Source organism: Burkholderia arboris (genome assembly GCF_038723655.1).
Lineage (GTDB): Bacteria > Pseudomonadota > Gammaproteobacteria > Burkholderiales > Burkholderiaceae > Burkholderia > Burkholderia arboris.
Window position 1 is genome coordinate 651001 of the sequence record NZ_CP109822.1, and the last position, 20754, is coordinate 671754.

The 20754-nt window shown below is 66.3% G+C and carries 17 protein-coding genes and 1 pseudogene; 15 read left to right on the forward strand and 3 right to left on the reverse strand.

Annotation, left to right across the window (positions count from 1 at the left end; translation table 11 throughout):
• The first annotated feature begins 7 nt into the window (after positions 1-7).
• From OHZ10_RS20160 to OHZ10_RS20195, 8 genes are read left to right on the forward strand one after another with little or no spacing between them, the layout of a single operon-like run.
• Positions 8-2257 (forward strand): polysaccharide biosynthesis tyrosine autokinase, encoded by a 2250-nt coding sequence (locus OHZ10_RS20160; protein WP_342705634.1) that lies wholly within the window; start codon positions 8-10, stop codon positions 2255-2257.
• Positions 2258-2276: 19 nt separating this feature from the next.
• On the forward strand, positions 2277-3455 hold the full coding sequence (gene wecB, locus OHZ10_RS20165; RefSeq protein ID WP_059240840.1) for a non-hydrolyzing UDP-N-acetylglucosamine 2-epimerase: 1179 nt from the start codon (positions 2277-2279) through the stop codon (positions 3453-3455).
• 28 nt (positions 3456-3483) lie between these two features.
• Complete coding sequence (wecC, locus tag OHZ10_RS20170) at positions 3484-4728, forward strand: UDP-N-acetyl-D-mannosamine dehydrogenase (RefSeq protein ID WP_059237850.1); 1245 nt, start codon at positions 3484-3486, stop codon at positions 4726-4728.
• Positions 4729-4748: 20 nt separating this feature from the next.
• On the forward strand, positions 4749-6035 hold the full coding sequence (locus OHZ10_RS20175; RefSeq protein WP_342705635.1) for a hypothetical protein: 1287 nt from the start codon (positions 4749-4751) through the stop codon (positions 6033-6035).
• 56 nt (positions 6036-6091) lie between these two features.
• Positions 6092-7282, forward strand: a complete 1191-nt coding sequence (locus OHZ10_RS20180; protein ID WP_342705636.1) for a hypothetical protein — start codon at positions 6092-6094, stop codon at positions 7280-7282.
• Positions 7283-7302: 20 nt separating this feature from the next.
• Positions 7303-8277 carry a glycosyltransferase gene (locus OHZ10_RS20185; protein ID WP_342705638.1) on the forward strand — a complete coding sequence of 325 codons (975 nt, stop codon included), beginning with the start codon at positions 7303-7305 and terminating at the stop codon, positions 8275-8277.
• Between the two features lie 51 nt (positions 8278-8328).
• Entirely contained in the window at positions 8329-9054 is a 726-nt protein-coding gene (locus tag OHZ10_RS20190; RefSeq protein WP_342705639.1) for a WecB/TagA/CpsF family glycosyltransferase, read from the forward strand.
• Positions 9044-9814 (forward strand): heparin lyase I family protein, encoded by a 771-nt coding sequence (locus OHZ10_RS20195; RefSeq protein ID WP_342705640.1) that lies wholly within the window; start codon positions 9044-9046, stop codon positions 9812-9814. The genes OHZ10_RS20190 and OHZ10_RS20195 overlap by 11 nt, the downstream gene beginning before the upstream one ends.
• Before the next feature lie 81 nt (positions 9815-9895).
• Here the strand turns inward: OHZ10_RS20195 and OHZ10_RS20200 are convergent, their stop codons facing one another.
• Positions 9896-10912, reverse strand: a complete 1017-nt coding sequence (locus OHZ10_RS20200) for a 1-aminocyclopropane-1-carboxylate deaminase (RefSeq protein ID WP_059237843.1) — start codon at positions 10910-10912, stop codon at positions 9896-9898.
• A 196-nt stretch (positions 10913-11108) separates the two neighbouring features.
• Here OHZ10_RS20200 and OHZ10_RS20205 point away from each other — a divergent pair, with 196 nt between their 5' ends.
• From OHZ10_RS20205 to OHZ10_RS20215, 3 genes and pseudogenes are all read left to right on the forward strand, one after another.
• Positions 11109-11609 carry an Lrp/AsnC family transcriptional regulator gene (locus OHZ10_RS20205; protein WP_048249817.1) on the forward strand — a complete coding sequence of 167 codons (501 nt, stop codon included), beginning with the start codon at positions 11109-11111 and terminating at the stop codon, positions 11607-11609.
• A 110-nt stretch (positions 11610-11719) separates the two neighbouring features.
• The gene (gene parS / locus OHZ10_RS20210; protein ID WP_340625420.1) at positions 11720-12181 is read left to right on the forward strand and encodes a type II RES/Xre toxin-antitoxin system antitoxin; all 462 of its coding nucleotides are present in this window, start codon (positions 11720-11722) and stop codon (positions 12179-12181) included.
• Positions 12178-12620 (forward strand): annotated as a pseudogene (locus tag OHZ10_RS20215) (RES family NAD+ phosphorylase); the annotation flags it as partial. The gene parS and the pseudogene OHZ10_RS20215, both read left to right, overlap by 4 nt.
• 90 nt (positions 12621-12710) lie before the next feature.
• Here the strand turns inward: OHZ10_RS20215 and mdeB are convergent.
• Positions 12711-15443, reverse strand: coding sequence for an alpha-ketoglutarate dehydrogenase (gene mdeB, locus OHZ10_RS20220; RefSeq protein WP_342705642.1), 2733 nt, complete (start codon positions 15441-15443; stop codon positions 12711-12713).
• A 150-nt stretch (positions 15444-15593) separates the two neighbouring features.
• On the opposite strand from mdeB, the gene OHZ10_RS20225 reads away from it, so the two are divergent.
• The 3 genes from OHZ10_RS20225 (at position 15594) to OHZ10_RS20235 (ending at position 18572) form a co-directional block, all read left to right on the forward strand.
• Positions 15594-16121, forward strand: a complete 528-nt coding sequence (locus tag OHZ10_RS20225; protein ID WP_047901851.1) for an Lrp/AsnC family transcriptional regulator — start codon at positions 15594-15596, stop codon at positions 16119-16121.
• Between the two features lie 226 nt (positions 16122-16347).
• Entirely contained in the window at positions 16348-18069 is a 1722-nt protein-coding gene (poxB, locus tag OHZ10_RS20230) for a ubiquinone-dependent pyruvate dehydrogenase (protein WP_342705643.1), read from the forward strand.
• 62 nt (positions 18070-18131) lie between these two features.
• Positions 18132-18572 (forward strand): GNAT family N-acetyltransferase, encoded by a 441-nt coding sequence (locus tag OHZ10_RS20235; protein ID WP_342705644.1) that lies wholly within the window; start codon positions 18132-18134, stop codon positions 18570-18572.
• Positions 18573-18604: 32 nt separating this feature from the next.
• Here OHZ10_RS20235 and OHZ10_RS20240 read toward each other — a convergent pair whose 3' ends face one another.
• The gene (locus OHZ10_RS20240) at positions 18605-19522 is read right to left on the reverse strand and encodes a LysR family transcriptional regulator (protein WP_342705645.1); all 918 of its coding nucleotides are present in this window, start codon (positions 19520-19522) and stop codon (positions 18605-18607) included.
• Positions 19523-19633: 111 nt separating this feature from the next.
• On the opposite strand from OHZ10_RS20240, the gene OHZ10_RS20245 reads away from it, so the two are divergent.
• Positions 19634-20617 (forward strand): aldo/keto reductase, encoded by a 984-nt coding sequence (locus tag OHZ10_RS20245; protein ID WP_059237836.1) that lies wholly within the window; start codon positions 19634-19636, stop codon positions 20615-20617.
• Positions 20618-20754: the final 137 nt, after the last annotated feature.

A 20754-nucleotide genomic window follows, 5' to 3' on the forward strand; every position in this document is an offset into this window, starting at 1 on the left:
ACCTCAAATGAATGCATCGAACCTACGCCAACCTCATTTACGCGACGCCGATGAACTCGACGTCCGCGGCCTCCTCGACGTGCTGATCCGGCACGCGGGCCGCATCGTCGCGGTCACGGTGACGTGTGCGGCGCTCGGCGTCGGTTGTGCGTTCGTCGCGAAGCCGGTCTACAAGGCAGACATCGTCGTGCAGGTGGAAAGCGGCAGCTCGGACCTGCGCAGCACGGCGGAAGGCGGGCTCGTCGGCGGCCTCGGCGCGTTGTTCAACGTGAAGTCGACCGACGACGGCGAGATGGAAATCATCCGCTCGCGGCTCGTGACCGAACCGGTCGTCGACGGCCAGCATCTGCACATCGAAGCGCGTCCGCGCCGCGTGCCCGTGATCGGCTCCATCGTCGCGCGCTTCAATCGCGGGCAGTCGGCACCTGGCCTCTTCGGGATCGGCGGATTCGTCTGGGGCAACGAGCGCATCGATGTTCCGACTTTCGACGTGCCGCGCGACTTCCTGGAGCACGCATTCATCGTCACGACGCTGGGCCACGGGCGCTATCGCCTGTCCGGCGGCGATCTCGATCGCGATGTGGAAGGCGCGACCGGCGAACTGCTGCGCGTGAAGACGGGCGCCGGCGACGTGACGCTGCAGGTGGCCGGCATCGAAGCCGCGGCGGGCGCGCAGTTCGTCGTGAAGGCCGATTCGAAGCAGGTCGTGCTCGCCGAACTGCAGAAGAAACTGACGATAGCGAACCGCGGCAAGGATCAGTCCGGCGTGATCGGCGTGTCGTACGAAAGCCATGATCCGGTGCGCGCGGCCACCGTGCTGAATGCGATCGCCGACAACTACGTGCGGCAGAACGCGAACCGCAAGGCGGCTACCGCCGAGAAGTCGCTGGCGTTCCTGAGCGACCAGATCCCGACCGTGGAGCGGCAGTTGCGCGCGGCCGAAGATCGCCTCAATGCATACAAGGCCCGCCATGAAATCGTGGACCTGACCGAACAGGCAAAGGCGATGCTGACGCAATCGACCGCCGCGCAGACGTCGCTGTTCGAGCTCGAACAGAAGCGGCTGGTGCTGGCGTCAACGCTGACGCCGGCGCACCCGGAGCTCGCGGCGGTCGACCGGCAGATTGCCGCCGCCAAGGCGCAGATCGGGACGATCAACGACACGATCCGGCGCTTGCCGGACGCGCAGCAGAACGTCGTGCGCCTGCGCCGCGACGCGACCGTGCAAACGGAGATCTATGTCGGCTTGCTGAACAGCATCCAGCAGCTTCGCGTGGCGACCGCGAGCAAGATCGGCAACGTGCGCGTGATCGACCGGGCGATCGTGCCGGACGAGCCCGTGCGTCCGAAGCCGGTGCTGGTCGCGGCGATTGCCGCGCTGGTGGGGCTCGTGCTCGGCACGTGCGCCGTCATCGGCCGCGCGGTGTTGTTCGGCGGCGTGACCGATCCGGCGGAGATCGAGCGAGAGACGAACCTGAACGTGATGGCGACGATTCCATACAGTGCTGCTCAACGCCGGGTCGCGCAGCGCTGCGCCGCGGCAGGCGGGGCAACGGTTCTGGCGCTGGCGCGACCGGGGGAGCCCGCTGTCGAGGCGCTGCAGAGCCTGTGCACGGCACTGCGGTTCCAGTTGATGGACCGGCCCGAGGGCAACCGCGTGCTGATCACCGGACCTTCCGCGGGAGTCGGGAAATCGTTCGTGTCGGCCAACACGGCCGCGCTGCTCGGACGGTCGGGCAAGCGCGTGCTGCTGATCGACGGCGACCTGCGTCGCGGCGAACTGGCGACGCGCTTCGGCATGCAGCCGCGTATCGGCCTGTCGAGCGTCCTTCGCGGCGGCGTGAGCGCCGCCGACGCCATCGTGCGCGACGTCGCGCCGAACGTCGACCTGCTGCCGTCCGGGCCGCGCACCGACCGGCCTGTCGAACTGCTGTCGTCGGATCGTCTGCCGGCGCTGCTGACGCAAGCTGCGCGCGATTACGACGTCGTACTGGTCGACGCGCCGCCGCTGTTGCCGGTGACGGACGCGGTCGTGCTGGCCGCGCACGCGGACACGATCCTGCTCGCGGCGCGCGCCGGCGTGACGACCTCGGGCGAGCTGCTGGAATCGGTGAAGCGGATCGAACGCGTCGGCGTGCGACCGACGGCGGTCGTGTTCAACGGCTTCCGGCCGGGGCTGCGCTCCGCTCGGTACGGCAACTACGGCGCGTATGCGTATGACGGCGCCGATGTGCAAACCGCTGTGGATCGCGCGTGATCCGCCGATGGAGAATCCGATGACTCATCGCCACGAAAACATCCTCGTTACGTTCGGCACGCGCCCGGAAGCCATCAAGATGGCGCCGCTCGTCCACGCGCTGCGTGCCCGCGAAGGCGTGCGATGCGGTGTCTGCGTGACGGCCCAGCATCGCCAGATGCTCGATCAGGTGCTCGACCTGTTCGGCATCGTGCCCGATTTCGATCTCGACCTGATGCGCGCCGGGCAGACGCTCGGCAGCCTGACCGGGCACATTCTCAATGCGCTCGACCCGGTGCTGGCATCGTTCCGTCCCGATCTCGTGCTTGTGCACGGCGATACGACCACGACGCTCGGCGCGACGCTCGCGGCGTACTACCGGCGCATTCCGGTCGGTCACGTGGAAGCCGGGCTGCGCACCGGCGACCTGTACTCGCCGTGGCCGGAAGAGGCGAACCGGAAGGTGACGGGCGCGCTCGCGCTGCATCACTTCGCGCCCACCGAAACCTCACGGGCGAACCTGCTGGCCGAAGGCGTCGAAGCCGATCGCGTGCATGTGACCGGCAACACCGTGATCGACGCATTGCTGACGATCACCGGGCGCCTCGAGCACGACCGGGCACTGGTGCGGCAGATGCACGAGCGGTTCCCGTTCGTCGACGACGAGCGGCGCATGATCCTCGTGACCGGCCACCGCCGCGAGAACTTCGGACGCGGGTTCGAGCAGATGTGCGAAGCGATCGCGACCATCGCGAAGCGCTATCCGGAGTGCCGCATCGTCTACCCGATGCACCTGAATCCGAACGTGCGCGAACCCGTCCTGCGGCTGCTCGGCGATATCGGCAACGTCGTGCTGATCGAGCCGCAGGCGTATTTGCCGTTCGTCTATCTGATGAGCCGCGCATGGCTGATCCTGACCGACTCCGGCGGAATCCAGGAAGAGGCGCCGTCGCTCGGCAAGCCGGTGCTCGTGATGCGCGACACCACCGAGCGGCCGGAAGCCGTCGCGGCCGGCACGGTGCGGCTGGTCGGCACCGGGGTCGACCAGCTGGTCGGCGCGGTGGTCGAGCTGTGGGAAGACGGCCGCGCCTATCGCGCGATGAGCCGCGCACACAACCCGTATGGCGACGGCCGTGCCAGCGAGCGGATCGCGGATCTGCTGGTCTCGCCGCCGGTCCTGACGCAGGGGCCGACATTCCCGGCCGGCTCGCCCTGCTGAATCCCCCGACGTCCTGAGAACCTCATTCATGTCATTCGAAACCGTTTCCGTCATCGGACTGGGCTATATCGGCCTGCCCACCGCGGCGGCCTTTGCTGCGCGCCGTAAAAGCGTGATCGGCGTCGACGTATCGCAGCACGCGGTCGACACGATCAATCGCGGCGAAATCCATATCGTCGAACCCGAGCTGGACATGCTCGTGCATGCCGCCGTGGCGCAAGGCTACCTGCGCGCGACGCGAGCGCCCGAGCCGGCCGATGCGTTCCTGATCGCGGTACCGACACCGTTTGCCGACGGCAACAAGCCGGACCTGAGCTACATCGAGGCCGCGGGCCGGTCGATCGCGCCCGTGCTGAAGAAGGGCGATCTGGTGGTGCTGGAGTCGACTTCGCCGGTCGGCGCGACCGAAAAACTGGCCGCATGGCTCGCCGCGCAACGCCCGGACCTGACATTCCCGCAACAGGCCGGCGAGCGCTCGGACATCCGTATCGCGCATTGCCCCGAGCGTGTGCTGCCGGGCCATGTCGTGCGCGAGCTTGTGGAGAACGACCGCGTGATCGGCGGGATGACGCGCAGATGCGGCACGCGTGCGCAGGCGCTGTACGAGGTGTTCGTGCGAGGCGAATGCATCCTGACCGATGTGCGCACGGCCGAAATGTGCAAGCTGACCGAGAATGCGTTCCGCGACGTGAACATCGCGTTCGCGAACGAGCTGTCGGTAATTTGCGACCGGCTGGACATCAACGTCTGGGAACTGATCCGGCTGGCGAACCGCCATCCGCGTGTCAGCGTGCTGCAGCCGGGGCCGGGCGTGGGTGGCCATTGCATCGCGGTCGATCCGTGGTTCATCGTCGATTCGGCGCCGGAGCACGCTCGGTTGATCCGCACCGCGCGCCACGTGAACGACGACCAGCCGCACTTCGTCTACGAGCGCGTGCGGCAGGCGGCGAGCCGGTTCCGCGACCCGGTGATCGCGTGTCTCGGGCTTGCATTCAAGGCGGATATCGACGATCTGCGCGAGAGCCCGGCAGTGAAAATCGTCGAAGCGCTGGCGGAGAACGCCGGCGCGACGCTGCTGGTCGTCGAACCCAACATCGCGGCGCTGCCGGCTTCGCTCGAAGCGAAGACCCGGCTGTGCGACCTGAACACCGCGCTGGCCGAAGCCGACGTGATCGCGATCCTCGTCGACCACGCGTCGTTTCGGCGCATGGACCCGGTGCGGCTGCAGACCAAGGTCGTGATCGACACGCGCGGCGTGCTGGCGCGCGGGTAACAGGTAGGTGCGCGAAAGCCATGCTGCGGAATACCGACGCCAAAAAGCTGCAGGGCCGTGTCGAGGCGCTTGTCTGCACCGGCGCGCCCGGCCTTTATCGCGTGCTGACATTCTGGCTCGTCCAGCGAATTTATTCGCTGGACGAGCTCGGACAGGCGGCGTCCAACCTGTCGATCGCACAGATGATCGGCTTCTTCACGGCGATCGGCTGGGCGACGCTGATTCTGGTACGCGTACCGGCAACCGACGGGAAGCAGGCGGCGCGTGACGCGTTCTACGCGCTGGTGTCGATGGCGGGATGGACCGCCGTGGCCGCCACGGTCGCCTGCGTGCTGGTGTCCGCGACCGGCCTCGCCGCGTTCGATCTCGGCGGCGTGGTCGCGCTGACGTGGGGTTGGGCCGTGTATCAGCTCGCGCGACATTTTTTCGTGTCGTACCGCCGCTACCGGATCACGATCGCATTCGACGGCCTGCTGATCGCGGGTTCGTGCGCGATGCTATGGGTCGGGATGCGCCACGGCTATTCCGCGTCGTCGTGCCTGGCCGTTGCGTTGGTCGGGGTGGCTGTCGCGATGTTTGCCGCGATCGGGGTGCCCGGTCGTCGCGCGTTCTCGATGCGCATCGACGTGAAGGGGCTGCAGTTCGGGCTGACCAATTTCCTGTCCGGCGGTGTTGCGCTGGTGACGGTGCCGGCGGCGAAGGCGATGTGCGGTGCGTCGTTCGCGGGAATGCTGTCGTTGTTTGCTTCGGTGACCGCGGTCGGCAACCTGCTGCCGCGCGCCATTTCGATCGCGCAATTGCCGGACCTCGTGAAGCGGAAGAAGGACAGGGCGCCGCTCGACGCAACGCTGGGCGCGATGCGGCGCAATATCGGCGTGTCGAATCTGGTTGTACTCGTCGCGAACGTTGCGATGGTGGCGGGGCTGACCTACCGCTATGGGCTCGACGGCGACGGCGTGTACGTGGTGTTCGCGGGCGGCGTGCTGCTGGCGATCCAGTGCGCGGCGGGCGTGCTCGGCGTCGTCAGCAGTAACGTGATGATGGCGTTCGAGGAGAGCGCGATCACCGCGCGGATCAACATCGGCACGTCGTCGCTGTTCGTCGCGCTGCTCGGCGGCAGCATCGCGATCGGCGGCGACGCAGGGTTCTTCTGCATGCTGGTGTCAGCCGTGATCGTCACGCTGATCCGGAACGCGATCGTCGTGATGCAGGCGCGGCGGGTGTGTGCGGCCTATGCAGGCTCGATCGGGGCGGTGGACGTTGCCGATCGGAAAACGGTGCCGGCGTCGTCGGGGGCCCGTTCATGAACGTGGCGGCCCGATTCCCGGCGATCGCGCCACATCGTCGGTCGCGCGTAGCCGACGTGGGCGCCGGACTGCTGGCGTTCGCGTACTTCGTCTTCTGCGTCAGCGACACGCTGCTCACGCTCGACGACGATCGTTCGCAAGCCGTCAAGATGGGCGCGTTCGGCCTCGTGTTCGCGGCAATGCTCTTGCGCCCGCGCTTTCATCGGCTGGCCGTCGTCGTGCTCCCCATCGCCGTGTCGCTCTGCATCGGGATGCTGTTGTCGTTCAACGTCCGTGCCGGGATCGAGGAACTCGTCCGTTTCCTCTTTCCGGTCGCGATCACGGTAGCGATCTTCCCGTACCGCGACCGGCTCGACGTGCTGCTCAGAACGTTCATCGCTGTGGTCGTGAGCAACGACCTGTTCCAGCTGTATTTCTACGTGTCGTATGCGACCGGGTTGCCGCTGTTCATGCCGGTGCGGATCGACTCCGGACTGTTCCTGCGTGCTCAAGGGTGGATGGGGTTCTTTTCGGAGTTCAGCTTCATCAATTTTTGTGCGTTTCTGCTGTGCCGCTGGCACTGGTCCGGCCGTCGCGCGGCGATCGCGTCGTGGGGGTTCCTGTTCTTCGCGTTGCTCGGCTTCTCGTTCAAGCTGTTCGCGGCGCTGGCGCTCTATCCGTTCGTGAGGAACGTCAGGGATATGCGCGCATGGCTGGCCGCTGCCGGCATCGCGGGCACGATGCTCGTGCTGATGGCGATGGGCGTGCTGGATTCGCTGTTGAAGGTCGGCATGGCGAAGATCCTGTTCTACGTCGTCGCGGGCAATTCGGCGCGCGCCGAGTCCTATCGCGTGATGTTCGAGTCGATCCGCAACGGCCATCTGCTCGGCGAAGGGCTGGGCAGCTTCGGCGGCCCGGCATCGGTGAAGTTCTCGTCGCCGCTCTACCCGCTCTATCACTTCGATTGGTACGGGCTGGGCGGGCTGTTGAAGACCACCGACACGTTCTACCCGCACCTGTTCGTCGAGATGGGCGTGTTCGGCGCGATCGCGTGGCTGGCGTTCGTCCTGGCATACGGGCAAGGCCGGCGCAAGCCGGCCGTCTGGTTCTACATCGTCGGCGCGTTCTGCTTCGACAACATCTTCTCGATGGCATTCGTGTCGCCGTCTTACGTATTTTCCTCGCTGCTCACGATGTATGCGTTTTCGTGGGGGCGGCCGCGCGTCGGCTCGGTGCAGCGCGGCGGGGAGGTGGAGGTCCGCTCATGAATATTCTCGTCGTGACGAACATGTATCTCGGCAGCAACCGCGCAAGTCCCTGGCAAGGCGTGTTCGTGACCGAGCAGGTCGAGGCGTTGCGGCGTTCCGGCGGTTGCACGGTCGATGTGCTTGTCATCGAGGGGCACGGCGACAAGCGTGAATACCTGCGCTCGGTCTGGCAGGTCTGGAAGACTGCTCGCGCGGGACGGTACGACATCGTGCATTACCACTTCGGCCTGAGCGCGTGTTCCGCGCCGCTGGTCCGGCTGTTCACGAAAGCGCGGGTTGTCATCACGTTCCACGGCACCGACATCCTGGGTCCGCTCTGGATGCGCGCGCTGTCGAAATCGATGGCCTGCTTCGCGCATGCGTGCATCGGCGTGAGTGCGGAAATTTCATCGCGTCTGGTCTGGCTGCGCCGCGGATGCGTGACGATTCCGTGTGCCGTCAATGAGAAGGTCTTCGCTGAGGCTCGCGACGATGCGCTCATGAAATCCGCCGTGCCGATCGTTGTCTTTCCGTCGTCGCCGAAGCGTCGGGAGAAGAACTATCCGCTGTTTGCGCTAGTGCTGCAGCAACTCGCGGAACAGCACGGCATCCGGGTGCAGGAGCGGCATATCGACGGCCTCGATCGCTGCGAGGTGCGCGACCTGCTGGCGCGTGCCGCGTGCCTGCTGATGACGTCGACCCGGGAAGGGTCGCCGCAATCGGTCAAGGAAGCGATGGCACTCAATCTGCCGGTCGTATCGGTCGATGTCGGCAACGTGCGGCAACTGCTCGACGGCGTGTCGCCGGGCATGGTGGTGTTCGGCCACGACGCGGGCCGTCTCACGAACGGCGTTGCGGATGTGTTGATGGACGGCGCGCGATCCAACGGGCGCGAGAAGCTTGCGGCGCTCGGTTACTTCTCCGCCGATGTGTCGGCGAAATTGAAGGCACTGTACGCGTCGCTGCGCGGGGCGCCCCGAATTGTCGACGATACCCCGGATGTCAAAAAAAGATAACGAGGCCCTGCCATGAACCGCGCCGAAATATTTTCATGCCCGATCCATCTGATGTCGATGAACGAGACGGTTGACTGGATCGGCGCGCGAGTCGAGAAACGGCAATTCACGCAGCACGTCGCCGTCAACGTTGCGAAGATCGTCAACCTGCAGCGCGATGCGGAACTCGCCGCGTCGGTCCGCGAATGCGACATCGTCAACGTCGACGGCATGGGCGTCGTCTGGGGCGCGCGGCTGCTCGGCATCCCGGTGCCGGAGCGCGTCGCGGGCGTGGATCTGTTCGATCGTCTGCTGGCGCTGGCCGAAGCGAAAGGGCTGCCGGTCTATCTGCTCGGCGCAACGCCGGAGGTCGTCGAGCGGGTCGTCGCGGTGACGGCGGCACGCTTTCCGCGGCTGCCGGTCGCCGGATATCACCACGGCTATTTCCGGGACGACGAACAGGCCATCGTGGACGACATCCGCCGGTCGGGCGCGCGGCTGCTGTTCGTCGCGATCACGTCGCCGCGCAAGGAAACCTTCATCAATCGCTGGAAATCGCAGTTGGGCGTCGATTTCGTGATGGGCGTGGGCGGGACATTCGACGTGGTGGCGGGGAAGGTGAAGCGGGCGCCGATGTGGATGCGGCGCAGTGGGTTGGAGTGGGCGTTTCGCGTGATCCAGGAGCCGGGGCGGATGTGGAAGCGCTATCTGTGGACCAATAGCCGCTTCCTGGCGATGCTGGCGCGCGCGTATGTATCGCGGTTGTTTCGGCGAAAAGGCGGGCCGAATGCGCGGTAGATTCGTCGTTGCCGCATGCGCGCTCGTTACATCGGTTTGCCGCGCAGGTCCGGAAAGTGGCAAGCATGACGATGCGCGCTTTTATCGGTCGGACTGGGCGCGTGGCATCGATTCGCGGCTTCGTTTGCAGGCGCCGGTGGCGCAGAACATCACCACTGCCGAAATTTCCGGTATTCACGGCACGCTGTTGAGGGTGACGATGAGCCGTTCGCAGGACTTCAGCGGCGTGGCGAGCGGCACGCCACGTTCCGAGATCAGCTTCTCTCCGGTGTTTCGCTTCGTCAACGGTCGCGACTACGAGGTGCGTTGGTCGACGGTCATTCCCGCCGACTACCGGTTCGATTCCGGACAGCCGGAACTCATCGCGCAGTTGCATCAGGGCGGCAGCGACGGATCACCGCCGTTTGCGTTGCTGCTGAATAACGGAAAGTACGAAGTCGATGTGCGCGGCGTGCCGGGCATGCCGAGCCGATCCATTACGTTCGGCGACCCGTCGGCGGATCGCGGGAAGCCGGTCTGGTGGAGGCTGCGGTATCGAGCGGACGATCAAGGCGTCGACGCGCTGACCGATGTTTTCCGGAACGGCGAACGCGTCGTGCATGTTACGGGTGTCCCGAACGCGTATCCGAACGATCGCAACGCTTACTTCAAGCTCGGCCTCTATAAATGGTGGTGGAAGACTCGCCCGTCCGATGTGACCGAGCGAACGATGTATTACGGCGACATCGAGATGAAGGTATTGCACGAGACGGAGCGGTGAGCGGAGTCGAACCGGGCGGCTGTCGTACCGGTTCGACGGAGGAGCGACGCAGGTGCGCACCACGCCTCCGCCCGGCCCCCATCACCCCTGCCGGAAAATCTCCGAATACGCACTCAACGCCGGCACGCCACCGAGGTGTGCATACAGCACCTTCGACCCCGGCTCGAATTCCCCGCGCCGCACCTTGTCGATCATCCCGTGCATCGACTTGCCTTCATAGACCGGATCGGTCAGCACGCCTTCGAGTCGCGCGCACAGCCGGATCGCTTCGAGCGTGCCGTCATTCGGCAACCCATACTCGGGGCCCGCGTAGCGCGTGTCGAGCACGACTTCGCGCTCGTCGATGCGACGCCCGAGTTCGACGATTTCAGCGGTATGCCGTGCGATGCGCGTGATCTGCGCATGCGTTTTTTCCGGCGTTGCGGACGCGTCGATGCCGATCACGCGATCCGCGCGCCCGTCGGCCGCGAAGCCGACGACCATGCCGGCCTGCGTGCTGCCCGTCACCGAGCACACGACGATGTAGTCGAACTTGAAGCCGAGCTCGGCTTCCTGCTGGCGTACCTCCTCGGCGAAGCCGACGAACCCGAGCCCGCCGAGCGGATGCTCGGAGCATCCGGCCGGAATCGGATACGGCTTGCCGCCCGCCTGCCGCACGCTTTCCATCGCTTCTTCCCAGCTCCGGCGAATGCCGATGTCGAAACCGTCCGCGACGAGCCGCACGTCGGCGCCCATCATGCGCGACAGCTGGATGTTGCCGACGCGATCGTAGACGGGGTCTTCATAGTTGACCCAGTGCTCCTGCACCAGCACGCATTTCATGCCGAGATGCGCGGCGACCGCCGCGACCTGCCGGGTCTGGTTCGACTGGACGCCGCCGATCGACACCAGCGTGTCCGCGCCCTGTGCGAGCGCGTCCGGGATCAGGTATTCGAGCTTGCGGGTCTTGTTGCCGCCGAACGCGAGGCCGCTGTTGCAGTCCTCGCGCTTCGCATACAGCTCGACCTTGCCGCCGAGGTGCGCGCTCAGGCGCTTGAGCGGTTGGATCGGCGTCGGGCCGAACGTCAGCGGATAACGGGGGAAGCGTTGCAGGTTCATCGAAGCGGTCTCCGGTAAGGCGGAATGTGCATGGGAATCGGTGCGCTCGGGAGCAACCGGCACGGCGTCTCCCGATAAAAAATGATAGGCATGCAGGCGAGAAATGAGCTTGCGAAATAAATATCGTCGGCCTACGTTGATAATGATTCGAACATCAATATCAAAATTTGAGTTCGCAGAAACGGAGGAAGACGCAATGAAATTAAGTGGACGTTCGGCTTCGTCGGCTGACGCCGCACCCGCGCTCGATCGCATCGATCGCGCGATCCTCAGGCAGCTTCAGCAGGACGCGTCGATCTCGAACGTGAGCCTCGCCGCGAAGGTGAAGCTGAGCGCGCCGGCGTGCCTGCGGCGCGTCGAGCGGCTCAAGGAGATGGGGATGATTCGCGGGATCGTCGCGCTGCTCGACCCGAAACCGCTCGGGGCCGGCATGCTCGTCGTGATCGGGTTCGTGCTCGACCGCTCGACGCCGGAAGCGTTCGCCGCGTTCGAGAAGGCCGCTCAGAAGGTGTCGGGGTGCGTGGAGTGCCACGTCGTGACCGGTGAATTCGATTACTTCATGCTGGTGCGCACGCGCGACAACGAGAGCTTCAACCGGCTGCACGCGGAGCAGCTGATCTACCTGCCGGGCGTGCGGCAGGTACGCTCGTTCATGGTACTCAAGGAGATCCTGTCGACGCACGCGCTGCCGGTGTAGCGCGGCGCGCGGGCGGTTCCCGGTAGTGACGGCTATGCCATTTGGTTGATTGGAAGTTCTCGATTGGTTGCATGCAATGGGAATTCACATTAACCCATTTGGGAGTCGCAATGACGGCGACCACACCCGCGGCGCCGGCGGGCAGTTCGAACGGTCTGGGCGCCGGCAAGGGCGATTTCGACACCTTTCGCCGGATGGCGCCGATGTTGCAGCGGCGCACGATCGCGGAGGGTTTCGATGCGGTCATCATCGAGCGCGTCGCGCGCGAGTTGCTTGGCGTGCCGGTTCAGTCCCTCCTGAGCGCGCTGAGCCTTCCCAGCTCGACCATTCTGCGGAAAATCGCCAAACACGGCCGGTTGTCGCAAGGCGAGTCCGATCGCGTTGCGCGCGTGCTCTATGTGCTGGATCTCGCTACCGATCTGTTTGAAGACCGCGAGCGCGCAGCGGTGTGGATGAGCCGGGCGAACGCGGAGCTCGACGGGTTGAAGCCGCTCGAAGTGCTCGACGTCCAGCCCGGCTACGACCGGGTGCGCGACATTCTGAACCGTGCCCAGTTCGGGGTCGCCGCGTGAGGTTGTATCGTCTCGCGAAAGAACGAAAGGGGCACTACCTGGCCGACGACCTGAGCGGGAACGGCGCGGCGATCGCAGGTGGCCGCTGGAATCCGCGCGGCATGCGTGTGCTGTACACCTGCTGCCATGCGTCGACGTCGTTGCTCGAGGCGCTCGTCCATCTGTCCGGCTTGCTTCCCGCTGGCGGATTTTTTCTGGTGACGCTGGAAGTGCCCGACACCTCCATGACAACGCGTACCAGCCGGACCTGCCGGACGATTGGGCGGTACTGTCGCAGGATCCGGAGTCGACCGCCCGGATCGGGCAGGTCTGGCTTGAAGCGGGCGAGCCGTTGGCGATGCGCGTACCGTCAATCGTTTGCCCGACCGACTTCAACGTGTTGCTGAACCCGCTGCATGCGGATTTCGCTTCGAGTGTGAAAGTGATCAGCAAGGAAGCGTTCGCGCTGGATCCTCGCCTCTTTGGCTAACCGGTTGGTTTGCCTGGATCGACGAACAGTCGTCGAGTGCCGGGCGGTCGCGTCGTCCGGTCAGCGCTGCCATGGCGCGACGCCTGGCTGCGCGGGCTTGCCGAGACGCGCTCGCGCGTCGCGCACGACAGCCGCATCGAGTTCCCCATCGTCCGCCAGCGCCTTCAGCGCGGCGAGCACGATGCTCGCGCGATCGACTTCGAAGAACGCACGCAGCGCGTCGCGCGTGTCGCTGCGCCCGAACCCGTCGGTGCCCAGCGTCACGTAGCGGCGCGGCAAGTACGCGCGGATCAGTTCCGGCACCGCGCGCACGTAGTCGGTCGCGGCAATCACGGGCCCGCGCGTTGCGGCGAGCGCGGCGGTCACGTAAGGCATTGTGCCGGTATCCTCACCAAGCCGCGTGAGTCGCTCGGCTTCCATCCCGTCGCGCTGCAGTTCGGTGAAGCTCGTGACGCTCCACACGGCCGCGTCGATCCCCCAGTCGTCCTTCAGCATCCGTTGCGCGGCGAGCACCTCGCCGAGGATCGCGCCCGCGCCGAGCAACTGCACGCGCGCGCGCGCATTCGATTCGGCCGGCAGCAGATGAATGCCCTTCAGGATGCCTTCGCGCAGCGCGTCGGGATCGCCGTCCGGCGCGGACGGCTGCGCGTAGTTCTCGTTCGTGACCGTCACGTAATAGAACACGTCGCGCTGCTGTTCGACCATTTCGCGCATGCCGGCATCGACGATCGCCGCGACTTCATACGCGAACGCCGGATCGTACGCGCGGCAGTTCGGGATCGTCGACGCGGCGAGATGGCTGCTGCCGTCCTGATGCTGCAACCCCTCGCCGCCGAGCGTGGTGCGCCCGGACGTCGCGCCGACGAGGAAGCCGCGCGAGCGCTGGTCGGCGGCGGCCCAGATCAGGTCGCCGATGCGCTGGAAGCCGAACATCGAGTAGTAGATGTAGAACGGCAGCATCGGCAGGTCGTGCACGCTGTACGACGTCGCGGCCGCGATCCACGACGAGATCGCGCCCGCCTCCGAGATGCCTTCCTCGAGAATCTGGCCGCGCGTGTCCTCGCGGTAATAGAGCATCGAACCGAGGTCTTCCGGCTCGTAACGCTGGCCGAGCGGCGAGTAGATGCCGACCTGCCGGAACAGGCTGGCCATGCCGAACGTGCGCGCTTCGTCGGCCACGATCGGCACGACGCGCGAGCCGACGTCGCGATCCTTGATCAACGCGGCGAGCATGCGCACGAGCGCCATCGTCGTCGACATCTCGCGGCCGGCCGCGTCCAGCGCGAACGCTCCCCAGGCCGGCATCGAAGGGACGGTCAGCCCCTTCGATGCCGCCATCCGCCTTCTGGGCAGATAGCCTCCCAGGGCAGCCCGGCGGGCATGCAGGTAACGCATTTCCGGGCTGTCTTCCGCTGGCTTGTAAAACTTCAGTTGCTCGACGTCGCTGTCCGACAGCGGCAACCGGAAGCGGTCGCGGAACGCCTTCAGATCGTCGACGTCGAGCTTCTTCTGCTGATGGGTCGTCATCCGGCCCTGGCCGGCCGCGCCCATCCCGTAACCCTTCATCGTCTTCGCGAGAATCACCGTTGGCTGGCCGCGGTGCGCGAGCGCACGCGCATACGCGGCGTGCAGCTTGCGCGCGTCGTGGCCGCCGCGGCGCAAGCGGTCGATCTCCGCATCGGTGAGCTGCGCGGCGAGCGCTTCGAGTGCGGGATCCTGGCTGAAAAAGCGCGCGCGGTTGTATGCGCCGTCGTTCGCGGAGAAGGTCTGGAACTGTCCGTCGACGGTGCCGGCGAACGCGCGCGCGAGCGCGCCCGCGTGATCGCGCGCGAACAGCGGATCCCAGTCGGAGCCCCACAACACCTTGATCACGTTCCAGCCGGCGCCCGCGAACTGCGCTTCGAGCTCGTCGATCACGCGGCCGTTGCCGCGCACCGGGCCGTCGAGCCGCTGCAGGTTGCAGTTGATCACGAACACGAGGTTGTCGAGCCCTTCGCGCGCGGCGAGCGACAGCGCGCCGAGCGATTCGGGTTCGTCCATCTCGCCGTCGCCGAAGAAACCCCACACGGTGCGGCCCGCGGTGTTCGCGAGGCCGCGATGCTGCAGGTAGCGCATGAGGCGCGCCTGGTAGATCGCGTTGATCGGGCCGATCCCCATCGAGCCGGTCGGGAATTGCCAGAAATCGGGCATCAGCCACGGGTGCGGATACGAGCACAGGCCCGGGCCGGCGATTTCGCGGCGATAGTGCTTCAGGTGATCCTCGGTGAGGAAACCTTCGAGATACGCGCGCGCATAGACGCCCGGCGACGAATGCGGCTGGAAGTACACGAGATCGCCGCTGGCCGTGCCGGTTGCATCGCCGGTCTCGGGCGGCGCCGCGCGGAAGAAGTGGTTGAAGCCGGTTTCGAACAGGTCGGACGCCGACGCATAACTCGCGATGTGGCCGCCAAGCTCGCCGTACGCGCGGTTCGCGCGCACGACCATCGCAAGCGCGTTCCAGCGCAGCGCGGCCGACAGCCGTTCCTCCAGGTCGAGATCGCCCGGATACGGCGGCTGCTCGGCGAGCGCAATCGTGTTCAGGTAGCGCGTGACGGGTGTGCGCGACGATGCGAGGCCCGTCGCGCGCGCATGCTCGGCGAGCCGGTCGAACAGGTATTGCGCGCGGTCGCGGCCGACGTGTGCAACCACCGCGTCGAGCGCCTCGAGCCATTCGGCGGTTTCTTCCGGGTCCGCATCGACGCGCGCGAGGGCCGCGCGCTGCGCGTGTTCGATACCGTTCGACAGATCCGTCATGCCAGTCTCCTCGCGCGCCGGCGGCGGCACGCATCAATGGGACTCATGCTACGCGCCGATCCGCAGAATATGCGTCTGATTTCATTGGGAATTTGTGTCTGGATAGTGTAAATATTCTGGAATCGTCGCGAGATAAGGAATATTCAGGCCATGAGCACCTCCCCGAAGCGGCTCGACCGCATCGACATCGGCATCCTGAACCAGCTTCAGCAGAACGCGCGGATCACGAACGCGGAACTGGCGCGCGCGGTGAACCTGTCGACGACGCCGTGCTTCAACCGCGTGCGCGCGCTCGAGAAGCTGGGGTTGTTCCGGCAGCAGGTCACGCTGCTGGATCCCGAGCCGCTTGGGCTGCGGATCAACGTGTTCATCCAGGTCAGCCTCGAGAAGCAGGTCGAGGACGCGTTGCAGCGCTTCGAGGAGGCGATCTCGCAGCGGCCCGAGGTGATGGAGTGCTACCTGATGTCGGGCGACGCCGACTACCTGCTGCGCGTCGTGATGCCGGACATGCGCACGCTCGAACGCTTCATCATCGAGCGGCTGACGACGATTCCGGGCGTGTCGAACATCCGGTCGAGCTTCGCGCTGAAGCAGGTGCGCTACAAGACCGCGTTGCCGCTGCCGGCGGCGGGGCTCACGCTCGTCGATCCGGACGAGTCGGCGTCCGACTGGAGCTGAGCGCACGACCTGTCCGCCGGTCCGTTCGCTGACGGCGCGGTGACGGAACCATGACGCTCGCCGCACCGGATCGAACCCGTCGCGCGCCAGCGCGTCCTACGGCAGTCGGCCCGCTTGCGCGGTCACGACGCGGCGCGGACCAATCGCGTATGCTCGTTCGGTCGCTGCCGGCTGCGCATGCACGTCCGGCTCATGCGTGTCTCGATCCATCAACAGCGAGGGCATCATGGCAAGACAATCGATGGCGGAATACCTGGCGAAGACGCTGGCGGCAGCGGGCGTCGAGCGCATCTGGGGCGTGACGGGCGACAGTCTGAACGGCCTGTCGTTCAGCCTGAGCCAGATCGGCTCGATCCGCTGGATGCATACGCGGCACGAGGAGAGCGCCGCGTTCGCGGCCGGCGCCGATGCCGCGTCGACCGGGCGGCTCGCGGTGTGCGCGGGCAGTTGCGGCCCCGGCAACCTGCACCTGATCAACGGGCTGTACGACTGCCACCGCAATCACCAGCCGGTGCTCGCGATCGCCGCGCACATCCCGTCCACCGAGATCGGCCTCGGCTACTTCCAGGAAACCCATCCGCAGGATCTGTTCCGCGAGTGCAGCCACTTCGTCGAACTCGTGACGAATGCGTCGCAGTTTCCGCGCGTGCTCGCGCGGGCGATGCGCACCGCGATCGAGGCGCGCGGCGTTGCGGTGATCGTGCTGCCGGGCGACATCGCGCTCGGCGACGGCCCGGAAGAGGCGCCGGCATGGAGCGATTCCGCGCCGCCGTCGATCCTGCCGGCCGATGCCGATCTCGACCGGCTCGCGGCGCTGCTCAACGCATCCGACGCGGTCACGCTGCTGTGCGGCAGCGGCACGCAGGGCGCGCATGACGAAGTGGTCGCGCTGGCCGACATGCTCGGCGCACCGGTCGTGCATGCGCTGCGGGGCAAGCAGTTCGTCGAATGGGACAACCCGTTCGACGTCGGGATGACGGGGCTGATCGGTTTCAGCTCCGGCTATCACGCGATGGAATCGTGCGACACGCTGCTGATGCTCGGCACGGATTTCCCGTACCGGCCGTTCTATCCGACGAACGCGAAGGTCGCGCAGATCGACTGGAAGGGCTCGCAGCTCGGCCATCGCGCGCCGCTTGCGCTCGGCCTCGTCGGCACGGTGAAGGAAACGATCGCGGCGCTGCTGCCGCGCCTGACACGCAAGACGCAGCGGCGCTTCCTCGAGAATGCGCTGAAGCACTACGCGGCGGCGCGCAAGGGGCTCGACGATCTCGCGGTGGCCGAGCCGCCGGGCCGCGCGATTCATCCGCAGTACCTGACGAAGATCGTCGACGAAGTCGCGGCCGACGACGCGATCTTCACGGCCGACGTCGGCACGCCGACGCTGTGGGCCGCACGCTACCTGACGATGAACGGCCAGCGGCAACTGCACGGCTCGTTCAATCACGGGTCGATGGCGAATGCGATGCCGCAGGCGCTCGGCGCGCAAGGCGCGCATCCCGGGCGGCAGGTCGTGTCGCTGTCCGGCGACGGCGGGCTGTCGATGCTGCTCGGCGATCTGCTGAGCGCGCGCCAGCTCAACCTGCCGATCAAGATCGTCGTGTACAACAACAGCCTGCTCGGCTTCGTGTCGATGGAACTGAAGGCGGCCGGCTATCTCGATACGAACGTCGACCTGAGTCCGACCGATTTCGCGGCGATCGCGAAGGGGGCGGGCATCTTCAGCGTGCGCGTCGAGCATTCGGAGAACGTCGAGGAAGCGCTGCGCATGGCGTTCGCGCATGACGGGCCGGCCGTTGTCGACGTCGTGACGTCGAAGTACGAGCTGGCGATGCCGCCGAAGATCGAGTTCGCGCATGCGAAGGGCTTCAGCCTGTTCATGCTGCGCGCGATCCTCAGCGGGCGCGGCGACGAGATCGTCGAGCTTGCGAGAACCAACCTGCGGTGATGCGGTACGGGGCGCGTCGTGGCCGCGCCCGTTTTGCGTTGCCGGTCGAACGACACGGAAGCATGGATATCCTGATTCGCACCTACCAACCATCCGACCTGCACGCACTGTCGGCCATCTGGTTTGACGCATCGATGCTCGCGCATCCATTCCTCGGCAACGCGCGCCTGCGCCAGCAGCGCACGCTCGTCGAGGACATCTACCTGCCTCGCTCGGAAACCTGGGTTGCCTGTCGCGCGGACGAGCCGGTCGGTTTCATCGGCCTGCTCGACGGGGCGATCGGCGGGTTGTTCGTCGCGCCGGCGATGCACGGCCACGGGATCGGTCGCGCATTGGTCGAGCACGCGCTCGCGATCAAGGGCGCGCTCGACCTGGAGGTGTATGCCGACAATCGCGACGCCCGCGCGTTCTACGGACGGCTCGGTTTCGAGGCAGTCTCGCGGCGCGACGAAGACGACGACGGCCTGCCGTTCGCGAACATCCGGATGCGTTCGACGCGCTGAGTGCGCAGGCAGGCTCGGCGTGCCGCGTGCGTTCAGTCCGTCGCCGCTTCGCGTCCGGCAGCGGCCCACTCACGCACGGCCTCGACGAACAGCCGCAACGCGGCTGGCGGATGCCGGTTCGCCGGATAGTAGAGGCACAGCGCGCCGAAGTCCTGGCCCCACTGCGGCAGCACGTGCACGAGCCGCCCGGCGGCCACGTGGTCGGCGACACGCGATGCCGTGACCCACGCGATCCCGAGGCCGCCCAGCGCCGCGTCGATCATCAGGTTCTGGTTGCCGAGTGTCAGCGGCCCGTCGACATCGACGGTCACGCGCCTGCCGTCGCGCATCAGGTCCCAGCGAAGGAGCGTGCCGCTTTCGAACCGGTAGCGGATGCACGCATGACGCGCGAGTTCCTGCGGGCTTTCCGGCGCGGCGTGCCGCGTCAGGTAGCCGGGCGATGCAACTGCGATGAAGCGCAGCGGATCGCCGAAGCGCACCGCGATCATGTCGCGCGGCACGTCTTCGTGCACGCGGATGCCCGCGTCGAAGCCGTGCTCGACGATGTCGATCAGCCGCGAATCGACGACGAATTCGACGTGGATGTCCGGATAGCGCGTGGCGAACGCCGGCAGCACGTGCAGGATCAGCGGGCGCGATGCCGCTTCCGACGCGCTGATCCGGATCTGGCCGGACGGCCGGTTGCGGGCGGTCGCGGCGTCGTTCAGCGCATCCTCGAGATCGGCCACCGCGGGCCGGACGCGCAGCAGCAGTTGTTCGCCGGCTTCCGTCAGCGCGACGGAACGCGTCGTGCGGTTGAACAGCCGCACGCCGAGCCGCGCTTCGAGGTGGCGGATCGCGTGGCTCAGCGCCGACGGCGATACGCCCAGGATACGCGCCGCGCCGCTGAAGCTGCGCTGCTCCGCGATCGTGATGAAAGTCGTCAGTTCGCCGATGCCGGTGCGCAGCATTTGTGAGATTCCCTCAATAACGCATGAAATGGTACGCCGATTGTTGAGCAGTATCCATCAACCTACACTGGCTTCCTCGGCATTCGCCTTCACTTTCAGCAGGAGCCATTCATGCAAAAGCGTGCACTGGGAAACAGCGGCCTCGAAGTCTCGGCAATCGGGCTCGGCTGCATGGGATTGAGTTACGGCTACGGCCCGGCCACCGACAAGGCCAGCGGCATCGCGCTGATCCGTGCCGCGTTCGAGCGCGGCGTGACGTTCTTCGATACGGCGGAAGCGTATGGCCCGTTCGTCAACGAGGCGCTGGTCGGCGAGGCGGTTGCGCCGTTTCGCGACCAGGTCGCGATCGCGACCAAGTTCGGCTTCGAGGACGGGCAGGCGATGAAGGGCGTCGACAGCCGGCCGTCGCGTATCCGCGAAGTAGCCGATGCGGCGCTGAAGCGGCTGAAGATCGACCGCATCGATCTGTTCTATCAGCATCGCGTCGATCCGAACGTGCCGATCGAAGACGTAGCCGGCACGGTCAAGGACCTGATCCGCGAGGGCAAGGTCGCGCACTTCGGACTGTCGGAAGCCGGCGAGCGGACGATTCGCCGCGCACACGCGGTGCAGCCGGTCGCCGCGCTGCAAAGCGAGTACTCGCTGTGGTGGCGCGAGCCGGAAGCGCGGATCCTGCCGACGCTCGAGGAACTCGGCATCGGCTTCGTGCCGTTCAGCCCGCTCGGTAAAGGTTTCCTGACCGGCGCGATCGATGCGAACACGACGTTCGCCGCCGACGATTTCCGCAATCTCGTGCCGCGTTTCTCCGAGGAAAACCGCAAGGCGAACGCGGGCCTCGTCGATCTGCTCGGCCGCATTGCGACCGATAAAGGCGCGACGCGCGCGCAGATCGCGCTGGCCTGGCTGCTGGCCCGCAAGCCGTGGATCGTGCCGATTCCGGGCACGACGAAGCTGCACCGGCTCGACGAGAACGTCGGTGCGGCCGCCGTCACGCTGACGGCCGACGATCTCGCCGCGATCGAGGCCGCGCTGCAGCAGATCCGGATCGTCGGCGAACGTTATCCCGCGCACTTGCAGCAGCGCGTCGATCGCTGAACGCGTCCGGCGGCTGATCGGGCACGAATTGATCAGGGGAATCAGGGTCAATCTTCACGTCGCCTTAAGTTTGCGTTTCCTAGAATCGATTTGATCGTCGCTCTTCCTGCGGCGGACCGATTCGTCCAGGAGGATGC

Coding starts and splice junctions, on each gene's coding strand:
- OHZ10_RS20195 (WP_342705640.1), top strand. CDS start 9,044: ATGCGCGGTAGATTCGTCGTTGCCGCATGCGCGCTCGTTACATCGGTT.
- OHZ10_RS20205 (WP_048249817.1), top strand. CDS start 11,109: ATGAAATTAAGTGGACGTTCGGCTTCGTCGGCTGACGCCGCACCCGCG.
- poxB (WP_342705643.1), top strand. CDS start 16,348: ATGGCAAGACAATCGATGGCGGAATACCTGGCGAAGACGCTGGCGGCA.
- OHZ10_RS20240 (WP_342705645.1), bottom strand. CDS start 19,522: ATGCTGCGCACCGGCATCGGCGAACTGACGACTTTCATCACGATCGCG.
- OHZ10_RS20245 (WP_059237836.1), top strand. CDS start 19,634: ATGCAAAAGCGTGCACTGGGAAACAGCGGCCTCGAAGTCTCGGCAATC.
- wecB (WP_059240840.1), top strand. CDS start 2,277: ATGACTCATCGCCACGAAAACATCCTCGTTACGTTCGGCACGCGCCCG.
- OHZ10_RS20160 (WP_342705634.1), top strand. CDS start 8: ATGAATGCATCGAACCTACGCCAACCTCATTTACGCGACGCCGATGAA.
- OHZ10_RS20175 (WP_342705635.1), top strand. CDS start 4,749: ATGCTGCGGAATACCGACGCCAAAAAGCTGCAGGGCCGTGTCGAGGCG.
- OHZ10_RS20200 (WP_059237843.1), bottom strand. CDS start 10,912: ATGAACCTGCAACGCTTCCCCCGTTATCCGCTGACGTTCGGCCCGACG.
- mdeB (WP_342705642.1), bottom strand. CDS start 15,443: ATGACGGATCTGTCGAACGGTATCGAACACGCGCAGCGCGCGGCCCTC.
- OHZ10_RS20225 (WP_047901851.1), top strand. CDS start 15,594: ATGAGCACCTCCCCGAAGCGGCTCGACCGCATCGACATCGGCATCCTG.
- parS (WP_340625420.1), top strand. CDS start 11,720: ATGACGGCGACCACACCCGCGGCGCCGGCGGGCAGTTCGAACGGTCTG.
- OHZ10_RS20235 (WP_342705644.1), top strand. CDS start 18,132: ATGGATATCCTGATTCGCACCTACCAACCATCCGACCTGCACGCACTG.
- OHZ10_RS20190 (WP_342705639.1), top strand. CDS start 8,329: ATGTCGATGAACGAGACGGTTGACTGGATCGGCGCGCGAGTCGAGAAA.
- OHZ10_RS20185 (WP_342705638.1), top strand. CDS start 7,303: ATGTATCTCGGCAGCAACCGCGCAAGTCCCTGGCAAGGCGTGTTCGTG.
- wecC (WP_059237850.1), top strand. CDS start 3,484: ATGTCATTCGAAACCGTTTCCGTCATCGGACTGGGCTATATCGGCCTG.